At 34.1% G+C, this 20038-nt stretch carries 18 protein-coding genes and 1 riboswitch; of the genes, 10 read left to right on the top strand and 8 right to left on the bottom strand.

Annotated elements, in window-relative coordinates:
* Positions 1-301: 301 nt before the first annotated feature.
* Complete coding sequence (locus ACTSKG_RS11005) at positions 302-3187, bottom strand: DEAD/DEAH box helicase (protein ID WP_464754668.1); 2886 nt, start codon at positions 3185-3187, stop codon at positions 302-304.
* A 36-nt stretch (positions 3188-3223) separates the two neighbouring features.
* Positions 3224-3619: a (deoxy)nucleoside triphosphate pyrophosphohydrolase gene (locus ACTSKG_RS11000; protein WP_464754667.1), complete on the bottom strand. Its 396-nt coding sequence runs from the start codon at positions 3617-3619 to the stop codon at positions 3224-3226.
* 289 nt (positions 3620-3908) lie between these two features.
* Here ACTSKG_RS11000 and ACTSKG_RS10995 point away from each other — a divergent pair, with 289 nt between their 5' ends.
* The 3 genes from ACTSKG_RS10995 to ACTSKG_RS10985 are packed head-to-tail and all read left to right on the top strand — an operon-like array spanning position 3909 to position 5607.
* Positions 3909-4202 carry a hypothetical protein gene (locus tag ACTSKG_RS10995; protein WP_464754666.1) on the top strand — a complete coding sequence of 98 codons (294 nt, stop codon included), beginning with the start codon at positions 3909-3911 and terminating at the stop codon, positions 4200-4202.
* A 48-nt stretch (positions 4203-4250) separates the two neighbouring features.
* The gene (locus ACTSKG_RS10990) at positions 4251-5042 is read left to right on the top strand and encodes a hypothetical protein (protein ID WP_464754665.1); all 792 of its coding nucleotides are present in this window, start codon (positions 4251-4253) and stop codon (positions 5040-5042) included.
* The gene (locus ACTSKG_RS10985) at positions 5023-5607 is read left to right on the top strand and encodes a hypothetical protein (protein WP_464754664.1); all 585 of its coding nucleotides are present in this window, start codon (positions 5023-5025) and stop codon (positions 5605-5607) included. Before ACTSKG_RS10990 ends, ACTSKG_RS10985 begins: the two co-directional genes overlap by 20 nt.
* 438 nt (positions 5608-6045) lie before the next feature.
* Here ACTSKG_RS10985 and ACTSKG_RS10980 read toward each other — a convergent pair whose 3' ends face one another.
* Positions 6046-6828 (bottom strand): hypothetical protein, encoded by a 783-nt coding sequence (locus ACTSKG_RS10980; RefSeq protein WP_464754663.1) that lies wholly within the window; start codon positions 6826-6828, stop codon positions 6046-6048.
* Positions 6829-7157: 329 nt separating this feature from the next.
* On the opposite strand from ACTSKG_RS10980, the gene ACTSKG_RS10975 reads away from it, so the two are divergent.
* Positions 7158-7487 (top strand): hypothetical protein, encoded by a 330-nt coding sequence (locus tag ACTSKG_RS10975; protein WP_464754662.1) that lies wholly within the window; start codon positions 7158-7160, stop codon positions 7485-7487.
* 319 nt (positions 7488-7806) lie between these two features.
* Here the strand turns inward: ACTSKG_RS10975 and ACTSKG_RS10970 are convergent, their stop codons facing one another.
* Complete coding sequence (locus ACTSKG_RS10970) at positions 7807-8682, bottom strand: LysR family transcriptional regulator (protein ID WP_464754661.1); 876 nt, start codon at positions 8680-8682, stop codon at positions 7807-7809.
* A gap of 298 nt (positions 8683-8980) precedes the next feature.
* Between ACTSKG_RS10970 and ACTSKG_RS10965 the strand changes: the two genes are divergently transcribed.
* Together ACTSKG_RS10965 and ACTSKG_RS10960 are read left to right on the top strand one after the other, a co-directional pair.
* Positions 8981-10408, top strand: coding sequence for a YfcC family protein (locus tag ACTSKG_RS10965; RefSeq protein WP_464754660.1), 1428 nt, complete (start codon positions 8981-8983; stop codon positions 10406-10408).
* A 74-nt stretch (positions 10409-10482) separates the two neighbouring features.
* Positions 10483-11895 carry a M20 family metallopeptidase gene (locus ACTSKG_RS10960; RefSeq protein WP_464754659.1) on the top strand — a complete coding sequence of 471 codons (1413 nt, stop codon included), beginning with the start codon at positions 10483-10485 and terminating at the stop codon, positions 11893-11895.
* Positions 11896-12413: 518 nt separating this feature from the next.
* On the opposite strand, the gene ACTSKG_RS10955 is transcribed toward ACTSKG_RS10960, so the two are convergent.
* Positions 12414-12677 (bottom strand): hypothetical protein, encoded by a 264-nt coding sequence (locus ACTSKG_RS10955; protein ID WP_464754658.1) that lies wholly within the window; start codon positions 12675-12677, stop codon positions 12414-12416.
* A gap of 242 nt (positions 12678-12919) precedes the next feature.
* Entirely contained in the window at positions 12920-13066 is a 147-nt protein-coding gene (locus ACTSKG_RS10950) for a hypothetical protein (RefSeq protein WP_464754657.1), read from the bottom strand.
* Between the two features lie 410 nt (positions 13067-13476).
* Between ACTSKG_RS10950 and ACTSKG_RS10945 the strand changes: the two genes are divergently transcribed.
* The 4 genes from ACTSKG_RS10945 (at position 13477) to ACTSKG_RS10930 (ending at position 18282) form a co-directional block, all read left to right on the top strand.
* A complete protein-coding gene (locus ACTSKG_RS10945; RefSeq protein ID WP_464754656.1) occupies positions 13477-14502 on the top strand; it encodes a threonine aldolase family protein in 1026 nt (341 codons plus the stop codon).
* Positions 14503-15007: 505 nt separating this feature from the next.
* Complete coding sequence (locus ACTSKG_RS10940) at positions 15008-15985, top strand: BMP family lipoprotein (protein WP_464754655.1); 978 nt, start codon at positions 15008-15010, stop codon at positions 15983-15985.
* 19 nt (positions 15986-16004) lie between these two features.
* Positions 16005-17654, top strand: coding sequence for a methyl-accepting chemotaxis protein (locus ACTSKG_RS10935; protein ID WP_464754654.1), 1650 nt, complete (start codon positions 16005-16007; stop codon positions 17652-17654).
* 310 nt (positions 17655-17964) lie between these two features.
* Positions 17965-18282 (top strand): antibiotic biosynthesis monooxygenase family protein, encoded by a 318-nt coding sequence (locus ACTSKG_RS10930; RefSeq protein ID WP_464754653.1) that lies wholly within the window; start codon positions 17965-17967, stop codon positions 18280-18282.
* Between the two features lie 56 nt (positions 18283-18338).
* Here the strand turns inward: ACTSKG_RS10930 and ACTSKG_RS10925 are convergent, their stop codons facing one another.
* Both ACTSKG_RS10925 and ACTSKG_RS10920 read right to left on the bottom strand, forming a co-directional pair.
* Positions 18339-19241 (bottom strand): DUF899 family protein, encoded by a 903-nt coding sequence (locus ACTSKG_RS10925; RefSeq protein ID WP_464754652.1) that lies wholly within the window; start codon positions 19239-19241, stop codon positions 18339-18341.
* 343 nt (positions 19242-19584) lie between these two features.
* Positions 19585-19707 carry a hypothetical protein gene (locus ACTSKG_RS10920; RefSeq protein ID WP_464754651.1) on the bottom strand — a complete coding sequence of 41 codons (123 nt, stop codon included), beginning with the start codon at positions 19705-19707 and terminating at the stop codon, positions 19585-19587.
* A 228-nt stretch (positions 19708-19935) separates the two neighbouring features.
* Positions 19936-19982, top strand: a riboswitch (PreQ1 riboswitch).
* Positions 19983-20038 lie beyond the last annotated feature (56 nt).

The raw sequence follows: 20038 nt of genomic DNA, 5'->3' as shown, positions 1-20038 counted from the left end.
GGCTATTATACCCACCTCTCCACGTGAAATCTTGCTCTAAACACTATGTATTTTTCTTTGCAATTCTCAGCATCGTTATCTCGCATTTTTATGTACCATTATTATGCATTACACAGCAGTGATATAGAAATTAGTATTTCTATATGTGGTTTTATTAAATAACTATATTTAAGTGATTTGGATTCAACTTAACATAAAAATCGAATTTAGATACATTAAGCTGAACCGTATCATTAAGAATGATAGTTTGAAAAGAAAAAGATGACCTTAAGAATATATACTTAAGAGTCATCTTTTTGAACTATTCTTCTACCAAATAATGATAGATATCATATTGTACTGGTTGTTCGAGTACCATATTCATTGTCACTACAGGGATTATCTTTCCATTTTTATCGTACATCTCTTCTTCTTTAGGACTGCTTTCTGCAATAGAAGTTGTCCCCATATAGTAAAAGTCGAATCCTTCACCGTCATCTTTTTTTGTGAATAGGTGAATACTTAGCCCAGTTTGTTTAGCGGATAAAATAGCTTTTACTTCATTGGATTCTAGCGTTAGTTTACTTCTTGTGAACCAACGGAATATATCTGCCGATAAAAATTCATCTCCATAATTTACACTGGAGTCTACTTCATCTTTTTTATGATAGGTCACGAAAATTGGACAAGTGCCATGCTTCACTCGATAACCATATATGGTGGAGGAATCATCCTTTGCCCAATTTAATAGGCGGCAAACATCTCTTCGTGAATATTTTTTATAAAGAGTAAGTTGACGACTAGGATCATATTGTATGTTTTTAATTCGTGCACAAGCTACGATATCTTTAAAAAAAGATTTATAGAATGGATCAAGCAAGCTTGTTTGAATTTCTTCATTAAATCGATAATTGCCATTATGTAACTCGATGATAGGTTTGAAACCAAATATCTTCTGATCATTAGTAATATGGAACTTTAATGCAAATATATTTTCAACGGATTCAATTGTTTCATTGTCCGCAAATGTGCCAAACTCTTTTAGTTTTACAATGTACTTGTCCTTTTCAATAGAGTCATTTTGAAGTAGCTCCTCTACTAATAGAACTTCATGGATTCTTTTCCCATTTAAAAATTCTTTTGAAAGCATCGTTAAAATACCTTTTTCGTAGTCTGTAATTATTGGCATTTCTTCTTTCATTTTCAAAAGAAATTCATAATAGTTATCTGAATAGCTAATAATTACCTCAGGATCTAAGGAATTTTGTTCGATGAAATCATGCATCGTTGGTATTTTGCCAAGGCGATTTTTCACTTCCATGTAAGAATCCTTTAATATTTTTAAAGTTGATAGATTAGTGTTGTTAATAGCATCAAAAATGCGTTTCTTCGCAATTTCCTCAAAGTTAATAGTTGAAATTCCTTGGATATAATCTGTGTTTACGGTGTTGCGACGTACGTTATCTTTATTCATGGACTGATCGCCAGAAAGAGCAATTGGAATTAAGTAGTTGTTTTTATAGTTACCAATGAAATCAATAATTGTCACGTAATCTTTCGTATCGTGTTTTCGCAGGCCGCGACCAAGTTGTTGAATGAATATAATGCTTGATTGTGTTTGGCGCAGCATCACAATTTGATTTAAAAATGGAATATCAATACCTTCATTGAAGATATCCACTGTTAAAATATATTCTAATTCGTACTGTTTTAATTTACTAATAGCATCTTCGCGTTCCGCCTGAGAATTATCACCTGTAAGAGCAGTGGTTTTAATTCCTTGAGCATTTAAAGCTGCAGAAAGTTCGTGGGCCTCTTCCTTCGAACTACAGAACATTAATCCTCGAACGTGCTTTCCGGAATATCCATAGTAATTTATTTTTTCCAGAATATGATGTACACGTTCATTTGACACGAGACGTTGCAAAGTTGAAGCGTCATCAATTATTTCGCCATCCTTTTCAAAGTCGGTCACACCAAAGTAGTGGAATGGGCAAAGCATTTCTTCTTCAAGAGCAGCTTGCAGTCGAATTTCGTAAGCAATATTGTAATCAAAGAGTTCAAAAATATTAAAACTATCCGTACGTTCTGGAGTAGCCGTCATACCAAGCAAAAATTCGGGTTCAAAATAGTTAATAATATATAGATAAGAATCTGCACCTGCACGATGTACTTCATCTATTAATATGTAGTCAAATTCATCCTTTGCAAATTGTTGTAAGTGTCTGTTTGAAGATAAGGTTTGAACAGTTGCAAATAAATACTTAGCATGTACTTCTTTTGAGTTACCTGAAAGAATACCAAAATCATCTTCATGTCCACCTAATATTTTTCGGTAATCTTGAAGTGCCTTCTTTAAAATTTGTTCTCGGTGAACAACAAAAAGCATTTTTTTAGGAGCAAAGTTTCGCACATCAAATGCTGACAAATACGTTTTTCCTGTACCTGTAGCTGAGATTATGAGACCTTTTTCTGCCCCTGTTGCTCGAAGTGTTTTTAATTGTTCGAGAGCTGCCGTTTGCATTTTATTTGGTTGAATAGCTAGGCTATCTGCTAACGGATTTGTTAAATATTCTGCGTTGACCTGAAATACATTAGAAGCTGCTTGTTTAATGAATGGTTGTTGCTCGTAACTAAGATTGTAATTGTTAATCCAATCTGTGGTTAAAGGAAAAGCTTCATTCCAAGCCTCTTCAAATTGGTTTTTAAAGTGATGGATGATTTCGCCATCTTCTAAAGAAGTTAGAAAGACATTCCACTCGTAATTAGCTTTTAATGCACTATCCGTTAAATTAGAGCTTCCAACGATTAATGAATAATAGTCTTTATGCTCAAATATGTAGCCTTTTGAGTGAAATCCTTTCACACCAGTTAAACGGACTTCAACGTTTTTAAATTTTAATAATTCTTTAAACATTTTCGGTTGATTAAAGTTTAAAAAAGTAGATGTTAAAATACGACCTTTAATTCCTTTTAACTGTAGGTCATAGAGCATTGTTTTTAATGTAGCTAAACCACCTTCTGTAATAAAGGCAACTGAAAAAATGAAGGTTTCACATGTTTTCATTTCTTGAAGAAGTGTTGATAAAACATTCTCATGTGATTTATTTGATAGTAGCTTTGGTTTAAAATGTCCCGATACGGGATTAGTCTGATCTATAAAACCCTTATATAAAGAATTCTTCATTTTGCTAACCAGTTGTTCCATTTAAATCACTTCATTTCATTCAAATTTTCCAAACAACTACTTTTCTTTAGAAATCTTTTCAACAGTTGGAATATCTGCTGGTGCGAAATTAAGTTTATGTAAGTTTTCGAGCTTTACCCACTTCATATCAGCATGCTCTAAAGCAATCGGTGTACCTTGTAATAGTTTTGCTTTGTATGTTTCTAGTCTAACGATTACTTTGTCATATTCATAAGTGGTATCTTCTACTTTTTCACCAACTTCAATCAAACAATCAAATTCCTCCGCTATTTCACGTTTTAATGCTTGCTGAGGTGTTTCACCAACTTCAATTTTGCCACCAGGAAACTCCCAATAGTTTGCTAAAGACATTTCTGGCCCTCTTAGTGCACAGAAAATTTCTTTGTTTTCATTTGCAATTATTGCTCCAACGACATGGACTGACTTTTTCATTTTACTCACCCTATAAAATATTTGATGATTCTATCATAAAGGATTTACTCTAAAATTAGCATCTTTAATTTTTGTATTATTTAAATGAAGGTGATTACAAATGTATTGTAGAAGATAACACAATAAGAAAACTTGAAGACAGTAGGGACATTAAGTTGTATTTCGATGAAACTAATAATACCCACTAAATTAAAACTAAGTTAATTAATTCGATAAAACCAAAAATGAATAAAAATAGGAATAAATTTTTGAATCGATAGAATCACAGGGTATAGATGGACTCGATGAAATGAAAATAGGTGTTATTGTTCGTACTGTCCTTAGGAAGATGCTTGAAGATGGCAAGGTAACAAAAGAAGAAATTGAGAAAATGCAAACTAATACACATTCAAAAGAAACCTTTGATATTCAATATCAACTTCTGCAGAGGGCAGCATTAACTCGAGGAATAAGCCCTAGAAGATATTATTCAGTTCCACTTAAAATATATGGGGAAGAATATTTTCTTTGTTCTGAGTGGTATGAGGTACCAGTAAATAATGACAGACCATATTTAATGAAGTGGCTGGCATTGCATATCTAAAGAAAAGTTTCTTATTATAAGATATTAGAAGATAGGTAGGAGATTGCATTGATTAGCGAAATAAAAGGGAAGATATCCCAATCGGGTAGTAATTTATCAGATCGATTAGAAGACAAGTTAACTGGTGATTTCTTTGGTGCTATAAGGTATCTCCCGTTTGAAGAAGGATTAAAAGGTGTGTTGTTGCAAACACAATTTGGTAATGCAAAAGAAACAGTAGAGTGGAATAAGATGTTGTCATCAAAGTGTGGCTATGAAGTCAATTATAAGTTTTGGCCTCAGCATACTAAAGGAGAAATTGATTTATTAATAGATTTTGATGATGTCCTTATTGGAATCGAAGTGAAATATACGAGTGGAATTTCTTCTGAAGATGAATTTATGGAAAATGAACCAATAAATTATGAGGAGAGTGTCCATCAGCTCTCGAAGTATTCACATATGCTTGAAGAATTATCGCTCAATAGGAAAGCCTATCTTATTTTTGTATCGCCTTATGTTATTCAAAAGCAAGTGCAACAAGAACTTGATATTAGATACAAGATTTCTCCAAATGTTTCTATTGGTTTTGCAAATTGGGAAGATTTGCACACTGCACTTAACTTAATGAAGCAAACTGCAATATCAAAGGCTCAGCAATTAATTCTCAATGATGTTGAGCAGTTATTAAAAGTGAAACGACTTGTTCGTTTTAGTGGTTTTAAAAATAAAATATTCTATCAAAAAATTGAGTATGATCCCTATGTCTATCAAAATGAGAGTACTATTATTGGTTCAACTTGGAATTGGTCAAAAAATCATTTAGTAGAGGAGCAGCCTTATGTCTTCAATAGCAAATAATGGAGAAAGCGTGTTTCAAGCAACGAATATTTTAATGGAAACCTATGAGAATTTAAGTATTTTATTTAGTGAATTAGATAGGGTTGGTGAAGAATTAGGATATGTAACGATCACTCCAAGATTTATGAGATATAAATCTGATAGTGATTTTAGTGGCTGGTTTATTAAAAATTTTATTAAACTGTATGTAAAATCTACTACACCTCCTACCGGCATCGATGATATTCGGGAATTGAACTGGTATGGAGTAATGGTCGATTTAACTGGAGATGATACGCAAAGTATTCCGGTTTTGTCCATCGTGAGATATAAGTATGATCAGACGTATTGGAATCGACTACCTGCAGTATCTGACCATTGGGCTTTTTGGGATCCTTTTGTTAATGATGATTTTGATGTTCAACATAAAGAAAATACATGGAGATCTACTTCAAATGGACTTGCAAAGAAAAAGCACTATGGATTTGAAAAGGCTGTGGCTATCGATATGCCACTATTCGATGTTAAATCCCCTGAAGATATTAGACGTAAGATATTTGAGGGTTTCGATCAATTAGATTTATAATCCTTTCGTTTAAATCGAAAATAGTGTTTGGTACCAGGAGTCTAAACGATTTGTAACACGTATATTTCTCGCAGTTGTTTTTAAAATACTTAATAATACTAAATGGTAAAACTGACATACGACATAATTTTAGATAAGTGACATTTTCGCGTAATTTGCATTTATTTTCAGTTATGTCGTATGTTGTTTTTGTTGTATCGAGAAGAAGCAAGTCGCACTTTTTCATCATTTTTTTGGATCGCACATAAAGAATTCAGTATCGCAATTGATAGGTATCATAGTGTTTGATGCCAGAAAACTAAGCGATTCTTATTATTAAAATGTATGGGTTCCTGGAACTGGTCGATATTCCTGTTGCATTCTCCATTCGGATAAAAAAATAGGTAGTTTCTAACTTGGTGTTACATCACAAACTACTAATCAGTATTGCTGCCATTGTCAAAATCTGTTTTTTAATTTTACAACATTATTGATAATATCTAACTCCACTAACTTGGATATAACTAAATCTAAATTGTGGATTAATTTTTCTGCAAGTATTGCTAAGTCATCAAACTTAAATTTTGGTTTTCCTTTGACGCTATATTTAAAGTCTCCCTCTACACCAAATATTTGTTTGTCCTTTTCAGTTACTTTTTCTCTATGGATAAAAACTGTCATTTCGTCAATACCAACAAGATATCTATGGGTTGATGTATTTCTAAAGTGTTTTAATATTTCTTTTTCTTCATTACTAATACCAACGAATATGTGGATAAAAATTTCATTTAGTATTTTAATATCTTTATTAGACAACCAGCCTAAAGAATCTCTTTTGTTACTATCAGACAATAGATTTTTTATAGTGTGAAAATAAACCTGTTTTTCATTTTTGATTAGCTGGCCTTTGCTTAATTCGTTAATCATAACTCCTATATAGTCTAGTATTGAATAAAAATAAGGTATTACATTTCTGAAGTGGTAATTTTTTATATCATATTTCCAATAATTACTCCATTCAATTTCTCCCTTGTCTCTTAGTTCTCTTTCAACCAAATTAGCGGACATAGAGTAGTAATGAGATTTTACTAACTCTTGAAAAGCACAAAAGATTGAATACATATGACTTTGGCATAACATAAATGCAATATCAGTATTAATACTGTCAATTTCAATTACATATTTATCTGTTTTCAAATCAGAGTTTAGCAGCATTACGTTATATTCTTTAAACCATTTCAATCTTCTAAATGTTGCTCCAACAAACTGTAATCCAAAAGCTCCACCTCCAAATATTTTCCATTCAAATATTTAATCTCAGTGTAGGGTATTTTTAATAGCTACTCAATAGAAAACATATTGAAGTATCACAAAAAATGTATTCATGCTATTTTGTGTTTTTGCTATTTTTTCACCTCCGCTCACACAATCAGCTTAATTAGCTTCATAGGTCCCATTCTATCGAAAATTAGTACGACGAAATCTAAAGTCACGCCTTTAACAATAGAATAATGATGTAATATGCTAACATTAGTAAAGGGTATTAGATATTTGCGCATGGAGGATTACAAGTGATTGAAGTAATAACGGTAGTAAATATGATAGTGGAAGTAAAAAATGCGAAAGACTATGAAAAAAAAGTAGAGAAGATTTTGCGGTCAAAGACTAGAATGATCCAACATATAGAGTCAATTAGTATGTCTGAGCCAAATGAAAAGCTGATTGTTAGTGCATTGGTGAAGTATAGAGTGCTAATAGAAGAAAGGATGGAAAACAAATTTTTAGATGATTATGTGGGTCTTGTCCTCCCAATGTTTTATAATCGTTTTAAAGCAATGCCAGTAAGCAATCAAATTTATAAAATATCAAGGATAAAAAAAGAATATGGTGCACGGCGTTAAAATTAGTGCATAATGCCAGGAACCGAAGCAATTCTGGTTATTATTGTATGGGCTCCTGACATACAACAACATGGGTATGATACAGCATCATCCATGGCTGTATTTGATATGTGAATACAAGGATTCTAACACTCTGATAGAAAAAGAGTAAAAATAATGCAAAGAAATAGGCAACTTTCGTTCAATTTTGAACGAAAGTTGCCTATTCTTGTTTGAGAAACAATTAAAACGAATGAACGTAAGTTTTTCATCGCCCTCGCATAATATCTTGTCCATCTGTCGGCAGTTATCTAGCCTCGGAATCACAGGGTTTTGCTATCTAGTTCTTGTCTCGCGAACTATATGCCTTACTAATCAAAGTATAAAAGTCTTGAAAAATCGGGTTACTTAAGTTCTTTGTTAGTGCAATGAGTTTGACTGGAACGTTTGAAGAATACGTTTCCAAAATAGTAACAGCTCCTGATTCGATTTCTTTTTTTATTCTGCCAGTCCCTATAACTCCAAGATATGGACTTTTGAGAACTCCATTTTTAATCGTTTCATCACTATTACAGTGAATAATATTTGGAAAATGCGTTCCATTTTTTAATATTTCAAATTTAATTAAGGGAACACTAAGATCAACCAAAACAGGAAATTTCGTTAGGTAATCTTCTATTTTAGAAGGGTTATTAGCCACTTCACTCGACGAAAATAGCACCAAATTGATATTATCAAGGCATTTATGAGAAATGTTGGAGTTTAAAGGTCTTCCATGAATAATAGCAAAATCAACCTCATTAAGAATTAACTTTTTCAGTGCATCATCACTACTATTGATTGTATGAACCTCTATCAAAACATTTTTGTTCTTTTTTTGAAAATTTACTATTTGTGGTAGGAAAAAGTGGTCACAAAATTCATCTAACCCACAAACACGAATGATTTGTTTTTCCCCTTTAGATTCCTCCATTTTCCTTTGTAGAGTAAACAGTTCATTTAAAATATTTTTTGCGTGCTCATATAGAATTTCACCAGCTGTAGTTAATTTTTTTCGATTCTCTACTTTCTCAAAAAGAGGTAGGCCAATCTCATCTTCTAAATGTTGTAGATGTTTTGAAACAGTAGGCTGCGAGTAATTAAGACGCATAGCTGCTTGTATTAGATTTTGTTCTTCTACTACGATTTGAAATGTCTGAAGGTGTCTAATCTCCACTAAATAACAACCTTTCCTGTTTATTTTGAAAGCTTTATATTAAATAAAATGATTATATACCAATAATCGAATTGTTTTAATATAATTAAAAACTAAAATATTTAAAATAATAATACTAAGTATTCCTTTTTGGAATTTCAGTGACCAGTAATAAAGATAAAATGAAAGCGTTGACAAGTTTAAATATTTCCAAAATTTAATTTAAGTTGAAAGGATGATTACAACTCAGATTGTTTAAAGAGTTAATTTATAGTAGGACATTTTGCTTTTTTACATTAACTATAAAGGAGTGTTAAGTATGAGTACTTCCAAACCATTAAAGATAGAAGAAAGCACTGAAAAGAAAAAAAAGAAAAAAGGCGGATTAAGTGCCTATGTTCTAATGTTTTTAATTATTGCCACTATTACTGTGCTAACCTATGTGATACCTGCTGGACAATATGAGAGACATGAGGAAAATGGCAGAACTATAATTGACCCTACAAAATTTGAATACGTAGAAAAAACGCCTGTAGGATTACTGGACATGTTTAATTCTTTTCACCAAGGTATGGTAAACGGCGCTCCGATTATCCTATTTGTATTACTATTTGGCGGTGCACTTGGGATTATGCAAGCTACAGGATCCATTGATGCTTTAATTAGATTTACTGTGCAAAAATTTGGTGCAAGAAAAAAATTGATTATTCCGGTTATGGTGTTACTTTTTTCATTACTTGGTACCCTCATTGGATCGGCTGAGGACTCCTTGGTCTATATTGCTATCATTGCTCCGATGGCGATTGCATTAGGCTTTGATGCGTTAACTGGCATTGCAATTGTATTTCTTGGGATGCTAGGCGCTGGATTTACATCAGGAATTACGAATCCTTTTACAATTGGAGTTGCTCAAACAGTAGCTGAACTTCCTATGTACTCAGGAATTGGCTTACGTATTGGGATTTACGTTGTTTTTTATATTTTGTCTGTAGTCTACATTTGGAGACATGTGAATAAGATAGAAAAAAATCCGGAATTAGCGGTGTACGGGAAGTTTAACCGAAACGAAAGCATTAAGTTTGAAAACAATTACAAGTTGAGTAAAAGGCATGCGATTTCTCTTTTAGTCTTTTTAGGCTGCTTTATTGCCCTTATCTATGGTGTTATTAGTCTTGAATGGTATATCAGTGAAATCGTAGGAGTTTTCTTACTAGGTGCTATAGTTATGGCGCTTATTGGAAAACTTTCTGGAAATGAAATAACAGATGCATTTTTAAAAGGTTGTTCTGAAATGATTCCAGGAGCCATGATTATTGGTGTTGCAAATACAATTCTAGTTGTTCTTAAATCCGGCCAATTATTAGACACCATATTACATACTTCCTCTGGTTTACTTGACGGCCTACCGCCTAGCGTAACAGCCATAGGGATTGCAGTTGTCAATTTCTTCATCCATTTCCTTGTTCCATCTGGAAGCGGACATGCATCCTTAGTTATGCCTATTATGGCACCGTTAGCAGATTTAGTCGGTGTAACGAGACAAACAGCTGCGTTTGCTACTGTAATGGGAGGCGGAGTTTCTAATTTAATTATTCCTACTGGTGGCGTGCTACTCGCAGGTCTTGGTATGATAGATATTCCTTATTCCAAATGGGCAAAATGGATATTGCCATATGTTATTATTCAGGTTGTAGTAGTTATAATCTTTTTAATCATTGCTCAAGCTATTAATTATGGACCTTTTTAATAAAAAGAATTTTGTAGAAGTGAGAGACTTAAGCTAAATAAAGTTAAAAATATTTATCTAAAGAGGTGAATGAGTTGGATTATCGTGATGCACTATCCAAAATTATTGAAGAAAAACGCCATAAATTGATTTCTGTAAGTGATCAAATTTGGGGTTATGCTGAAACAGGCTTCGAAGAGTTTCAATCAGCAGAATTATTATGTAAAACTTTAGAAGAAGAAGGTTTTACTGTTGAAAAAGGAGTAGGAAATATCGATACAGCCTTTATCGGAAGCTTTGGAACAGGGAAACCGATTATTGCCATATTAGGTGAATTTGATGCCTTGACTGGTCTAAGCCAAGTTGGAGGAGAAACTGAGTATAATCCAGTAGTTACAAATGGCAATGGGCATGGCTGTGGACATAACTTACTTGGTACAGGTGCATTAGCAGCTGCAATTGCAATCCGTCATTACTTAGAAGAAAACAATCTAGAAGGAACGGTCCGTTACTACGGGTGTCCCGGAGAAGAAATTGGCAGCGGAAAAACCTTCATGGTAAGAGAGGGGCTATTTGATGATGTAGATTTTGCCGTATGCTGGCATCCATGGTCTCGAAATGCCGTTTGGTCGATGTCATCTCTTGCATGTTATGAAGTTTCCTATAGATTCAGAGGAAAAAGTGCTCATGCTGCTGCTAGTCCACATCTTGGAAGAAGCGCGCTTGATGCAGTTGAACTAATGAATGTGGGTGTAAACTATTTACGGGAACATATTATTCCTGAAGCAAGGGTTCATTACGCTATAACCAATTCAGGCGGATTTTCACCAAATGTCGTTCAAGAAAAGGCAGATGTATTATATTTTATCCGTGCGCCACGTGTATCTCAAACAGAAGAAATCTATCAACGCATTTGTGATATTGCAAGAGGTGCTGCTCTAATGACCGGAACACAATTAGAAATAGACTTTGCTTCTGCTGCCGCTGATATTTTGCCAAATAATACATTAGAAAAAGTCATGCATGATAACTTTGTTGCCTTAGGCGTTCCTCAGTATGATGAAAAAGAAATACAATTTGCGAAGGCAATTCGGTCAACTCTATCTGAGGCAGATAAAAGGGAAGATATTAAGGCCAATAAAGAACTAGAAGGAAAAGATTTAGCGGATGTGATTGATCCATTTATTCCATCCAATGGGGTATTGCCAGGAACAACGGATGTTGGCGATGTGAGCTGGATTGTCCCTACCGTACAATGTTTGGTAGCGTGTGAACCAGTCGGAACTCCGCTTCATACTTGGCAGGTGGTTTCAACTGGAAAAACCTCAATTGCTCATAAGGGAATGCTTCATGCTGGTAAAGTCATGGCAGCAACTGCAATTGAAGCCCTGTATAACCCTGATATCCTTGAAAAAGCGAAGTTAGAATTAATTGAGCAGCGAAATGGTGAAGACTATGTGTCACCCATTCCGCCTGAAATTAAAAAGTATAAACTTCAGACAATGTAAATAGAAAAAGGCAGCCAAATCCTGTTGCATTATGCATACACCACTTGATGTTAAGTGGTGTCAGACTGTTGACAAACGCTTTCATTCTTCGTTGCTTGCCCGTCGTTGTAAGCTCATGAACTTAAGTTCTATTCGCTTCTGCCTCGGGCTGGCGCGCCTCGACTGACAAGCGTTTTCAATCAGTCTGAAGTAACACCTTCAAATTATAAAATTCTTTGCAACCTGACACCACTTGATGATAAGTGGTGTATTTTTGTTGGTTTACTCTACTATTTCTATCATTAGTTCATATTTTTATTTATATATCTTCCTAATGAGTTAATTTCATAAAATAGAATTTAATTATTAAAACAAAAACAATACTTAACTTATTGATTGGAGCGACAGGCGGCGACTCCGGCGGGATGAGTGAGACAGATGAGCCATTACAAACGACGCGAATGCGGCGGTAATGGCTCATCGCTCACCCCGCGGAAAGCGTCCGCCTATAGCAGAAATCAAGCTGAATTAAAGCAGTTTTATTTGAGAAATGTTAGTTCCTTTGTATACGGATTAAACATTAACTCAATTTTTTTTGAATCTTTAATTGCAGTCATACGGTAGACTTCTGTAGTGTTTGTGCCAGGTTCTATTTCAAAAGTGGTTGTAAAATGACTATCTATAACTTTCACTTTGTATTTTTGCTCTACTATTGCTTTCGCTTCTGCATAGGTATAGCTCGGTTTGACGAATTCATATAACAAAGTGATACTCCCAAATACAATTATGAACCAAACAATCATTTTAAAGAGTACCTCTTTATCTTTTTTATCACCAAAAACCATAAACAAAATATAGCAACACGTTATAATAAAGAATGATAGAGTTATTGGTAAAAAGTAGGTGAGGGAATTTATGCGTACGTATTCTTTCGTATCATAAAAAAAGTAGAACAGACAGATGCTCGTCACTATTAAGTATATAATCAATGCAAATATGCTTTTCTTCTCGATTATATTTCCCTCTTTTCTAAACTAATTTTTCTTTAATACCATGAATACTCTTCATTTTCTCCAATGTCTAACCAATCTTGAATAACTTTAGAGTTGCTGAAAAGGGCAGTTGATAATATATATTTAAGACCATTTTCAAAAGGTAAATATCGAATACCTCCAAAAAAATCTCCAGTCAATTTGTCTTCCAAACGATCAGATAGATTGCTACCTGATTGAGATATCTTATTATTTATTTCTCTAACAAATACTCCCCTCCATTTAAATAATATATAATTTACTCTTCAGAATATTATATCGTTAAAAAATGATAAATGAGTTAATTTCATAAAATAGCATTTAATTATTAAAACAAAAACAATACTTAACATATTGATTGGAGCGACAGGCGGCGCTCCAGCGGTGATGGCTCATCGCTCACCCCGCGGAAAGCGTCCGCTTATAGCGGAAATCAAGCTGAATTATGAAGAAAGGAATTTATCCATACAGAATGTCTATTAGATTTTAAGCTTCAAAGAGAGTATATTAGAAATATTATTAGGCATCTAGTTCAAACCGAACACCACGAAAATAGAATGGAGGAATATATATGTATAGCTTCAAGAATGATTACAGTGAAGGAGCGCATCCTAGAATCTTACAGGCTTTAATAGATTCAAACTTTGTACAAGAAGAAGGCTATGGCGGTGATCGCTTTACTCAAAAAGCAATCGAGCTTTTGAAGGAGAAATTAGGGAGACAGGACGTTGATATACACCTACTATCAGGCGGAACCCAAACAAATTTAACAGCAATTTCCGCTTTTCTTCGACCACATGAAGCGGCAATCGCTGCTAGTACAGGTCATATTCTTACACATGAAACAGGGGCAATTGAAGCTACTGGACATAAAGTCATATCGGTAGAAACAAAAAATGGAAAACTGAGTCCCTCACTAGTAAAAGAAGCTCTGGACTTACATACAGATGAACATATGGTAAAACCAAAGTTGGTTTACCTATCAAATTCGACAGAAATCGGCTCTATCTACAAAAAGAGTGAACTGACAGATTTAAGAGATTTTTGTAAAGAGCATAAACTTATTTTATATATGGATGGAGCAAGACTTGGGTCAGCGCTGTGCTCTGATGATAATGACTTAATGCTAAGTGACATTCCCGCACTTGTGGATGCTTTCTATATTGGTGGGACCAAGAATGGTGCCCTTTTAGGAGAGGCGTTAGTCATTTGCTGTAATTCTTTAAAAGAAGACTTTCGTTTTCATTTGAAACAAAAAGGGGCTCTTCTCGCAAAAGGGAGACTGTTAGGTATTCAATTTTATGAGCTGTTCCGGGATGATTTGTTTTTTGAATTGGCTCAGCATGCGAATAAGATGGCAGCCATCCTTAGAGAAGCATGTAACAATGTCCATTTTTCATTTTTGACTCATTCTCCGTCCAATCAAATCTTTCCGATATTACCGAACGCACTTATTGCAGAGCTTCAAAAAAATTACTCGTTTATTGTATGGGAAAAAATTGATTCCACACACTCTGCAATTCGATTAGTAACATCATGGGCAACTAAAGAGGAAGAGGTCAGAGCTTTTGTTGAGGAAATAAAGAAGAATGTATAGATAGAAAGGTTTGACCTTTAACTCCTCTTTATACTTACTAGAAGGAAAAGGTGCCAGTCAAAGTATTATTTAAGCATATAGATAGGTAGCTCAAGGGTGGTTGGCTAACTCCCGATGGAATTAAAGGAGCCAATCCCCCTTTAAGGGAACCTGCTCCTGCGAAAATAATTTTGCTATTATATTGGCCATTTGATGCTCAAACATCAAGTGGTCTTTTTTATTGTACTCAGATGTTACTTATCAATTCCGAATTGTATTAGAACCCGGAATCTTATGTGCGGCTTTGGAGCATTTTGGTTTTAGGGAAGAATCCTTTCCGAATTCCTTCGAACTAGTGTATCAAGATGAGATGACCTACTCGAAAAGGATGGAATGTCATTTATACAAAAATGGTGACAAACACCGAAAATATCTTATAATTTCGTGTATTCCACTTACTATTAATAACTTAATTCTCAAGACGATAGAAATCTTGTGACAACACTAAATAGTTAGGAATGGTTATATGCGCAAACATTTTATCATTTGTATAATATTGATCTTAGCATCAGTACTATCTGCATGTTCTAATGATAATGAAAACCCAGAAACCCCCAAAATTAAGATAGGAATAATGCTTTCCGAAGCGGGATTAGGAGATCAGTCTTTTTCTGATCTAGGATTTGCTGGACTTGAAAAAGCTAGAGACGAATTAAATATTTCTTTCGATTACCGAGAAATTAAAGATACTAAAACCTATGAAGAAGGACTTGAACAGCTTGTAGCGGAAAAAAATGATCTAATAATTGGGCTAGGTTTTGCTATACAAGAGGCACTAGAAGCGGTTGCAAAAAAATATCCAAATAGTACTTTCTTGTTAATCGATGCTAAGTCAGAATTACCAAACGTTATTAATGTAACGTTCAAGGAAGACGAGGCATCCTATTTAATAGGAGCAATAGCAGGCATGAAAACTAGTAGTAATGTCGTTGGATTCGTTGGTGGAATGGAAAACCCGATTATTAAAAAGTTTGAAACTGGTTTTATAAAAGGTGTAAAAGAAGTTAATCCAGAAGCGCAAGTACTTTCAAAGTATGCAGGAAGCTTCGGTGACGAAAAAATAGGTGAAAGTATAGCGAAAGAGATGATTTTATCTAAAGCAGATTTTATCTATCCAGCTGCAGGATATACTGGAGTAGGTGTCATACTAGAATCGCAACGAGCTGGAACATATTCATTTGGTGTAGATAGCGATCAGTTTTATTTAGCCGAAAAAGCAGTAGTTTCTTCTATGTTAAAACAAGTTGATGTTGCTATATTCAATGCCGTAAAAGAATGGGCTGAAACAGGAAAAATTTCAAAAAAGGATTATGAATTAGGCATAAAAGAAGCTGGTGTAGATATAGCTCCTATACGCATTATTGAACTTTCGTCAGCGGAAAAAAACACACTCAAAAAGCTAAAAGAAGATATTACAAATGGATCTATTACTGTAAATGAGTAGGAAGTGAGATGATAAACAAGTGAAACTTAAACAAAAGATATTAATGATTTCTATTACCCCTTTATTGTTATCTGCCTGTATTATTGGCTACAACATTATTCAGTTATCAGCTTTAAAATCTTCAACTGAAGAGATTGTCCAAACTTTAGTTACAGTAGAAGAACTAAATAGTTCATCAAAAAGCCTTCAAAAGTCTTTAAATGCTTACTCATTAAATCTTTCGGAAAGCAATAAAAACGACATCGAGGTGGATTTAGCATCTATTAAGTCTATTTATGATCAATTATCGCCTGATTTAACAGGTAATGATCAAAAGGAATTATCTAAACGAATCTCACATAAATACGAAGAAATACTTAATGAATCTAACAGTGCAATTACAGCTCAAAATCAATCCGAAATTAAGCGTCAGTCTCTGCGAACTAAAGGCTTAACTAATGATGTTATTGAGATGAAAAGGAGTATCACGGCACAATATGCGACTATGCAAGCAGATTTACAAACGAAGATAAATGGAATTGTATCCATCTCCATTATTTTAGTTGTACTACTTTTAGTAGGAAGTATTATACTCGTTTTCTTCTTCACAAATCGGATTGTTCAACCAATCAGAAGAATTACAAAAAATGCAGAAGAAATTGCAAATGGAAACTTAGCGGTAAGTCATGTAAAAGTAGATACGCGCGATGAAGTGGCTGCCTTACAAGATGCCTTTGGACAGATGACTATTAATTTAAGAGACGTTATTACACATGTTTCTGATAGCTCCAATCAAGTTGCGGCTTCAGCTGAAGAGTTGATGGCAAGTGCAGATGAAACGATGAAGGGGACTGAATTGATTTCTACCTCCATTCTATTAGTATCAGAAGGAGCAGAACAACAAACTTCTATGTCGGAAAAGTCAGCACAATCAGCAGAAGAAAGCTCAAACGCTATCTCTCAAATAGCGGAAAAAGCAGAATTAGCATTGCAGCTAACCCTTTCGACAAACGAAAAGACTCAACAAGGTTCAAACTTTGTTAAAGATACTGTAGAGCAGATGAATTTAATAAATGAATCAGTAGAGTATACTGACCATGCACTTGTCACTCTAAACGACCGTACGAAAGAAATAGTTCATGTATTAAAGTTAATAACAGACGTTGCAGAACAAACAAATTTACTTGCATTAAATGCAGCAATAGAAGCTGCAAGAGCTGGGGAAGCAGGAAAAGGATTTGCAGTTGTAGCAGATGAGGTAAGAAAGCTTGCAGAACAAACAAGACATTCTGTTACAGGTATTACAAGTATAGCTACAGAAATTGAAAGTGACACGAAAAAAACGGTTGCATCGATCAATGACGTAAAGGATCGTGTTCGCTCTGGACTAAATATTGCTCATGACACGCAAATCACATTTAATGATATTCTCGTAGCCGTAGAACAAGTAAAAGAGCAAGTAGGCAATATTTCAACTATTTCAAATGATATTAAAGTTAAAGTGAACCAAGTATCTGCTCATGCAAAAGAAATGTCCACTGTTGCTAAGGTAACTTCAGATAGCTCCAATTCAGTAGGTGCCGCATCCGAAGAACAATTAGCATCAATGGAGGAAGTTACCGCGGCGGCTGTGTCCTTAGCTAATCTAGCGGAAGAATTACAACATAGAGTTTCCCGATTTACTGTTTAACTTCAAATAATAATAATCATAAAGCATGTCACCAAATAACCTTTTCTGGTTAAATGATGAACATGCTTTTTTGTTTAATACTTACTATGTTATTAGTAGTATAGTTGTTTTTTATTAGAATCTAGTACTCTTCATCGAGATGAATTAATACGAATGTGCCTAGAAATGCAAAATGCATTACAAACGGAGGAAAAAAACTTGCGAACCTTGGGGAGGGATAGAGTCGATTCCGTGTGCAACAAACAAGAAAGTCATAAAATTAAAATGATAAAATAGTAGTGTCATGTAAAAGGAGGAAGTGTTGATTAGTATGAGTGAATTTGCAAAAACGCCTAAAGCCCCTTATTATGCGGTAATATTTTCGTCGAGAATGAAAGAGTCGGCTGGGTACGAGGTAATGGCAGAAAAAATGGTGGAGTTGGGATCAGCTCAAAAAGGGTTTTTAGGTATTGAAAGTGCAAGAGATTCGGAAATGGGAATTACCGTTTCATATTGGGATTCATTGGACGCTATAAAAGCATGGAAAGACCATGCTGAACATGCAGTGGCACAACAATTAGGTTATGAAAAGTGGTATTCAGGATTCGCACTTAGAATAAGTAAAGTAGAAAGAGACAAGTTTTTTTAGAAATGTCCCTGTGTGAAACACAATTCTCATTAGTGTCTGACACAGGGAAAACCAATTCACTTTGATATTTCAAACAGATGAAACTTCAATCCATATGGATCTGCAATCATTACGCTTTTTTCTTCAAACTTCTTCGTGATGACACATCTATTTTCTAATAGAAGATTCTTTGCTTTTTCAAAATCCTCTACAGCAAATTCAAAGAATGTATTGTTTTCCGAGCTTTCTTCAATGAAGAAGTTTGTACCACTCATTGAAAACTTCGTCTCATTCTCCAAACTTCGTTCCTTTTTCATTCCTAAAATATTCTCATAGAATTCAACGGCATTAGGATAATCATTAACACCTACTGCAATATTATTTGTTAATTGGAATAGGGAGTGACTGTTTAAATTCTGTTTAGCAACAACATCATTTGAACCGGATGGAAGTAAGTCAAACAATGGCCAAGTCAAACAAAAATCGTCGCCAGGTCCAAATGGTGCTTGTGCAATTAAATAAATGTTACCCTCGTTATCTTTACGGAAAGTGGACACTCCAGGATGGTGATGCTTCTCATTTTGGAAGCCCATATCTTCTGTAAAAGTACTCTCTTTAGTTGAAATCATAGGAAACTGCCATTTACGACTTGCTGAAAAATCCTCTTGCACTTCAGGTGTATCTGGAGAAGCTAAAACGAAGCCAGCTTTAGCAATTAAATGATGAAACACACCATTAATGCCATCCGCCCACATCGTGCAATAAGAACAACCTTTTCCCATGTTATGAACGACAATTAATTCATTCTTGTCACCAAACAACTCACGTATGGTAGTTTGTTGATGAGTGGATGTAGTGAATTCGTAATTATGAACAACTCTTTCTGGTACGGACATTCTTAGCTCCGAAAGTTTTTTCTTCTTCTCAAGAATTTCATTTTGAAGTGCTTCAATTTGGTTTTTTAAAGCAGACGATGACATATGAGTTCAGCTCCTTTTCGAATACTATACATATTCCATAATACATATCCTTTATCCTTCATAAAACATTCTCCTGTGGTAGAAATATATTAGAGAAAAATAGAGTTTGATTCATTCAAGAACAACTGAAAGATTGTGTTTTATATGTTTGCTTCTTGTATATTTTATAGTAAGTTTCTTAATGGTATAGGATGGTCAATGGGGATTTAAATTTGAAGTTCTCGCAAAGGAAAGAGTGGGGTATAGTTGGAGTAAAATGAATAAGTAGATATCACTACCTGACAGAAGTAGTAATATCTACTTTTCTAAGTTTCCAAGTTTTATTATTAATCTATAATCTCTCCTATGCGACAACCGTTTGTAATAATAGCTTCAATAACTCATCTAATGTTTCTGGTAATTGTTCTGGTAAACCTATTGGACTTTTCATTTCTATTCCTCCTTGAATCTCGTATTCTATTAACAATATAGTCAATCTATTTCGAGTTTATACATAAATTTAGAAGATAATATTAAAAAAATTGATAATTTCTTAAAATAAGAGATTATCATCTGAATTACTTTAATCTAGAGGCCTCTTAATTCTCATATCTGGATTTACTATAGATTCCTTTTATAGTTTCTCTTCACTACATAAATATCTATTTGACGTTTTAACTAGTCTTTTATATTATAGTTAAGTACCCGAACTTAATCGGGAGAGGTTCATAGCTCATACCCTCTATAAAAAACTATGGATACATGACTATTCGCCATGTCCATATTTGGACGTGGCTTTTTTTGTTTTTATCCTATAA

This window comes from Psychrobacillus syltrankelensis (assembly GCF_055454035.1).
The sequence above is the reverse complement of the archived record's forward strand: the minus strand, read 5'-3'. Positions and strand labels throughout refer to the sequence as shown.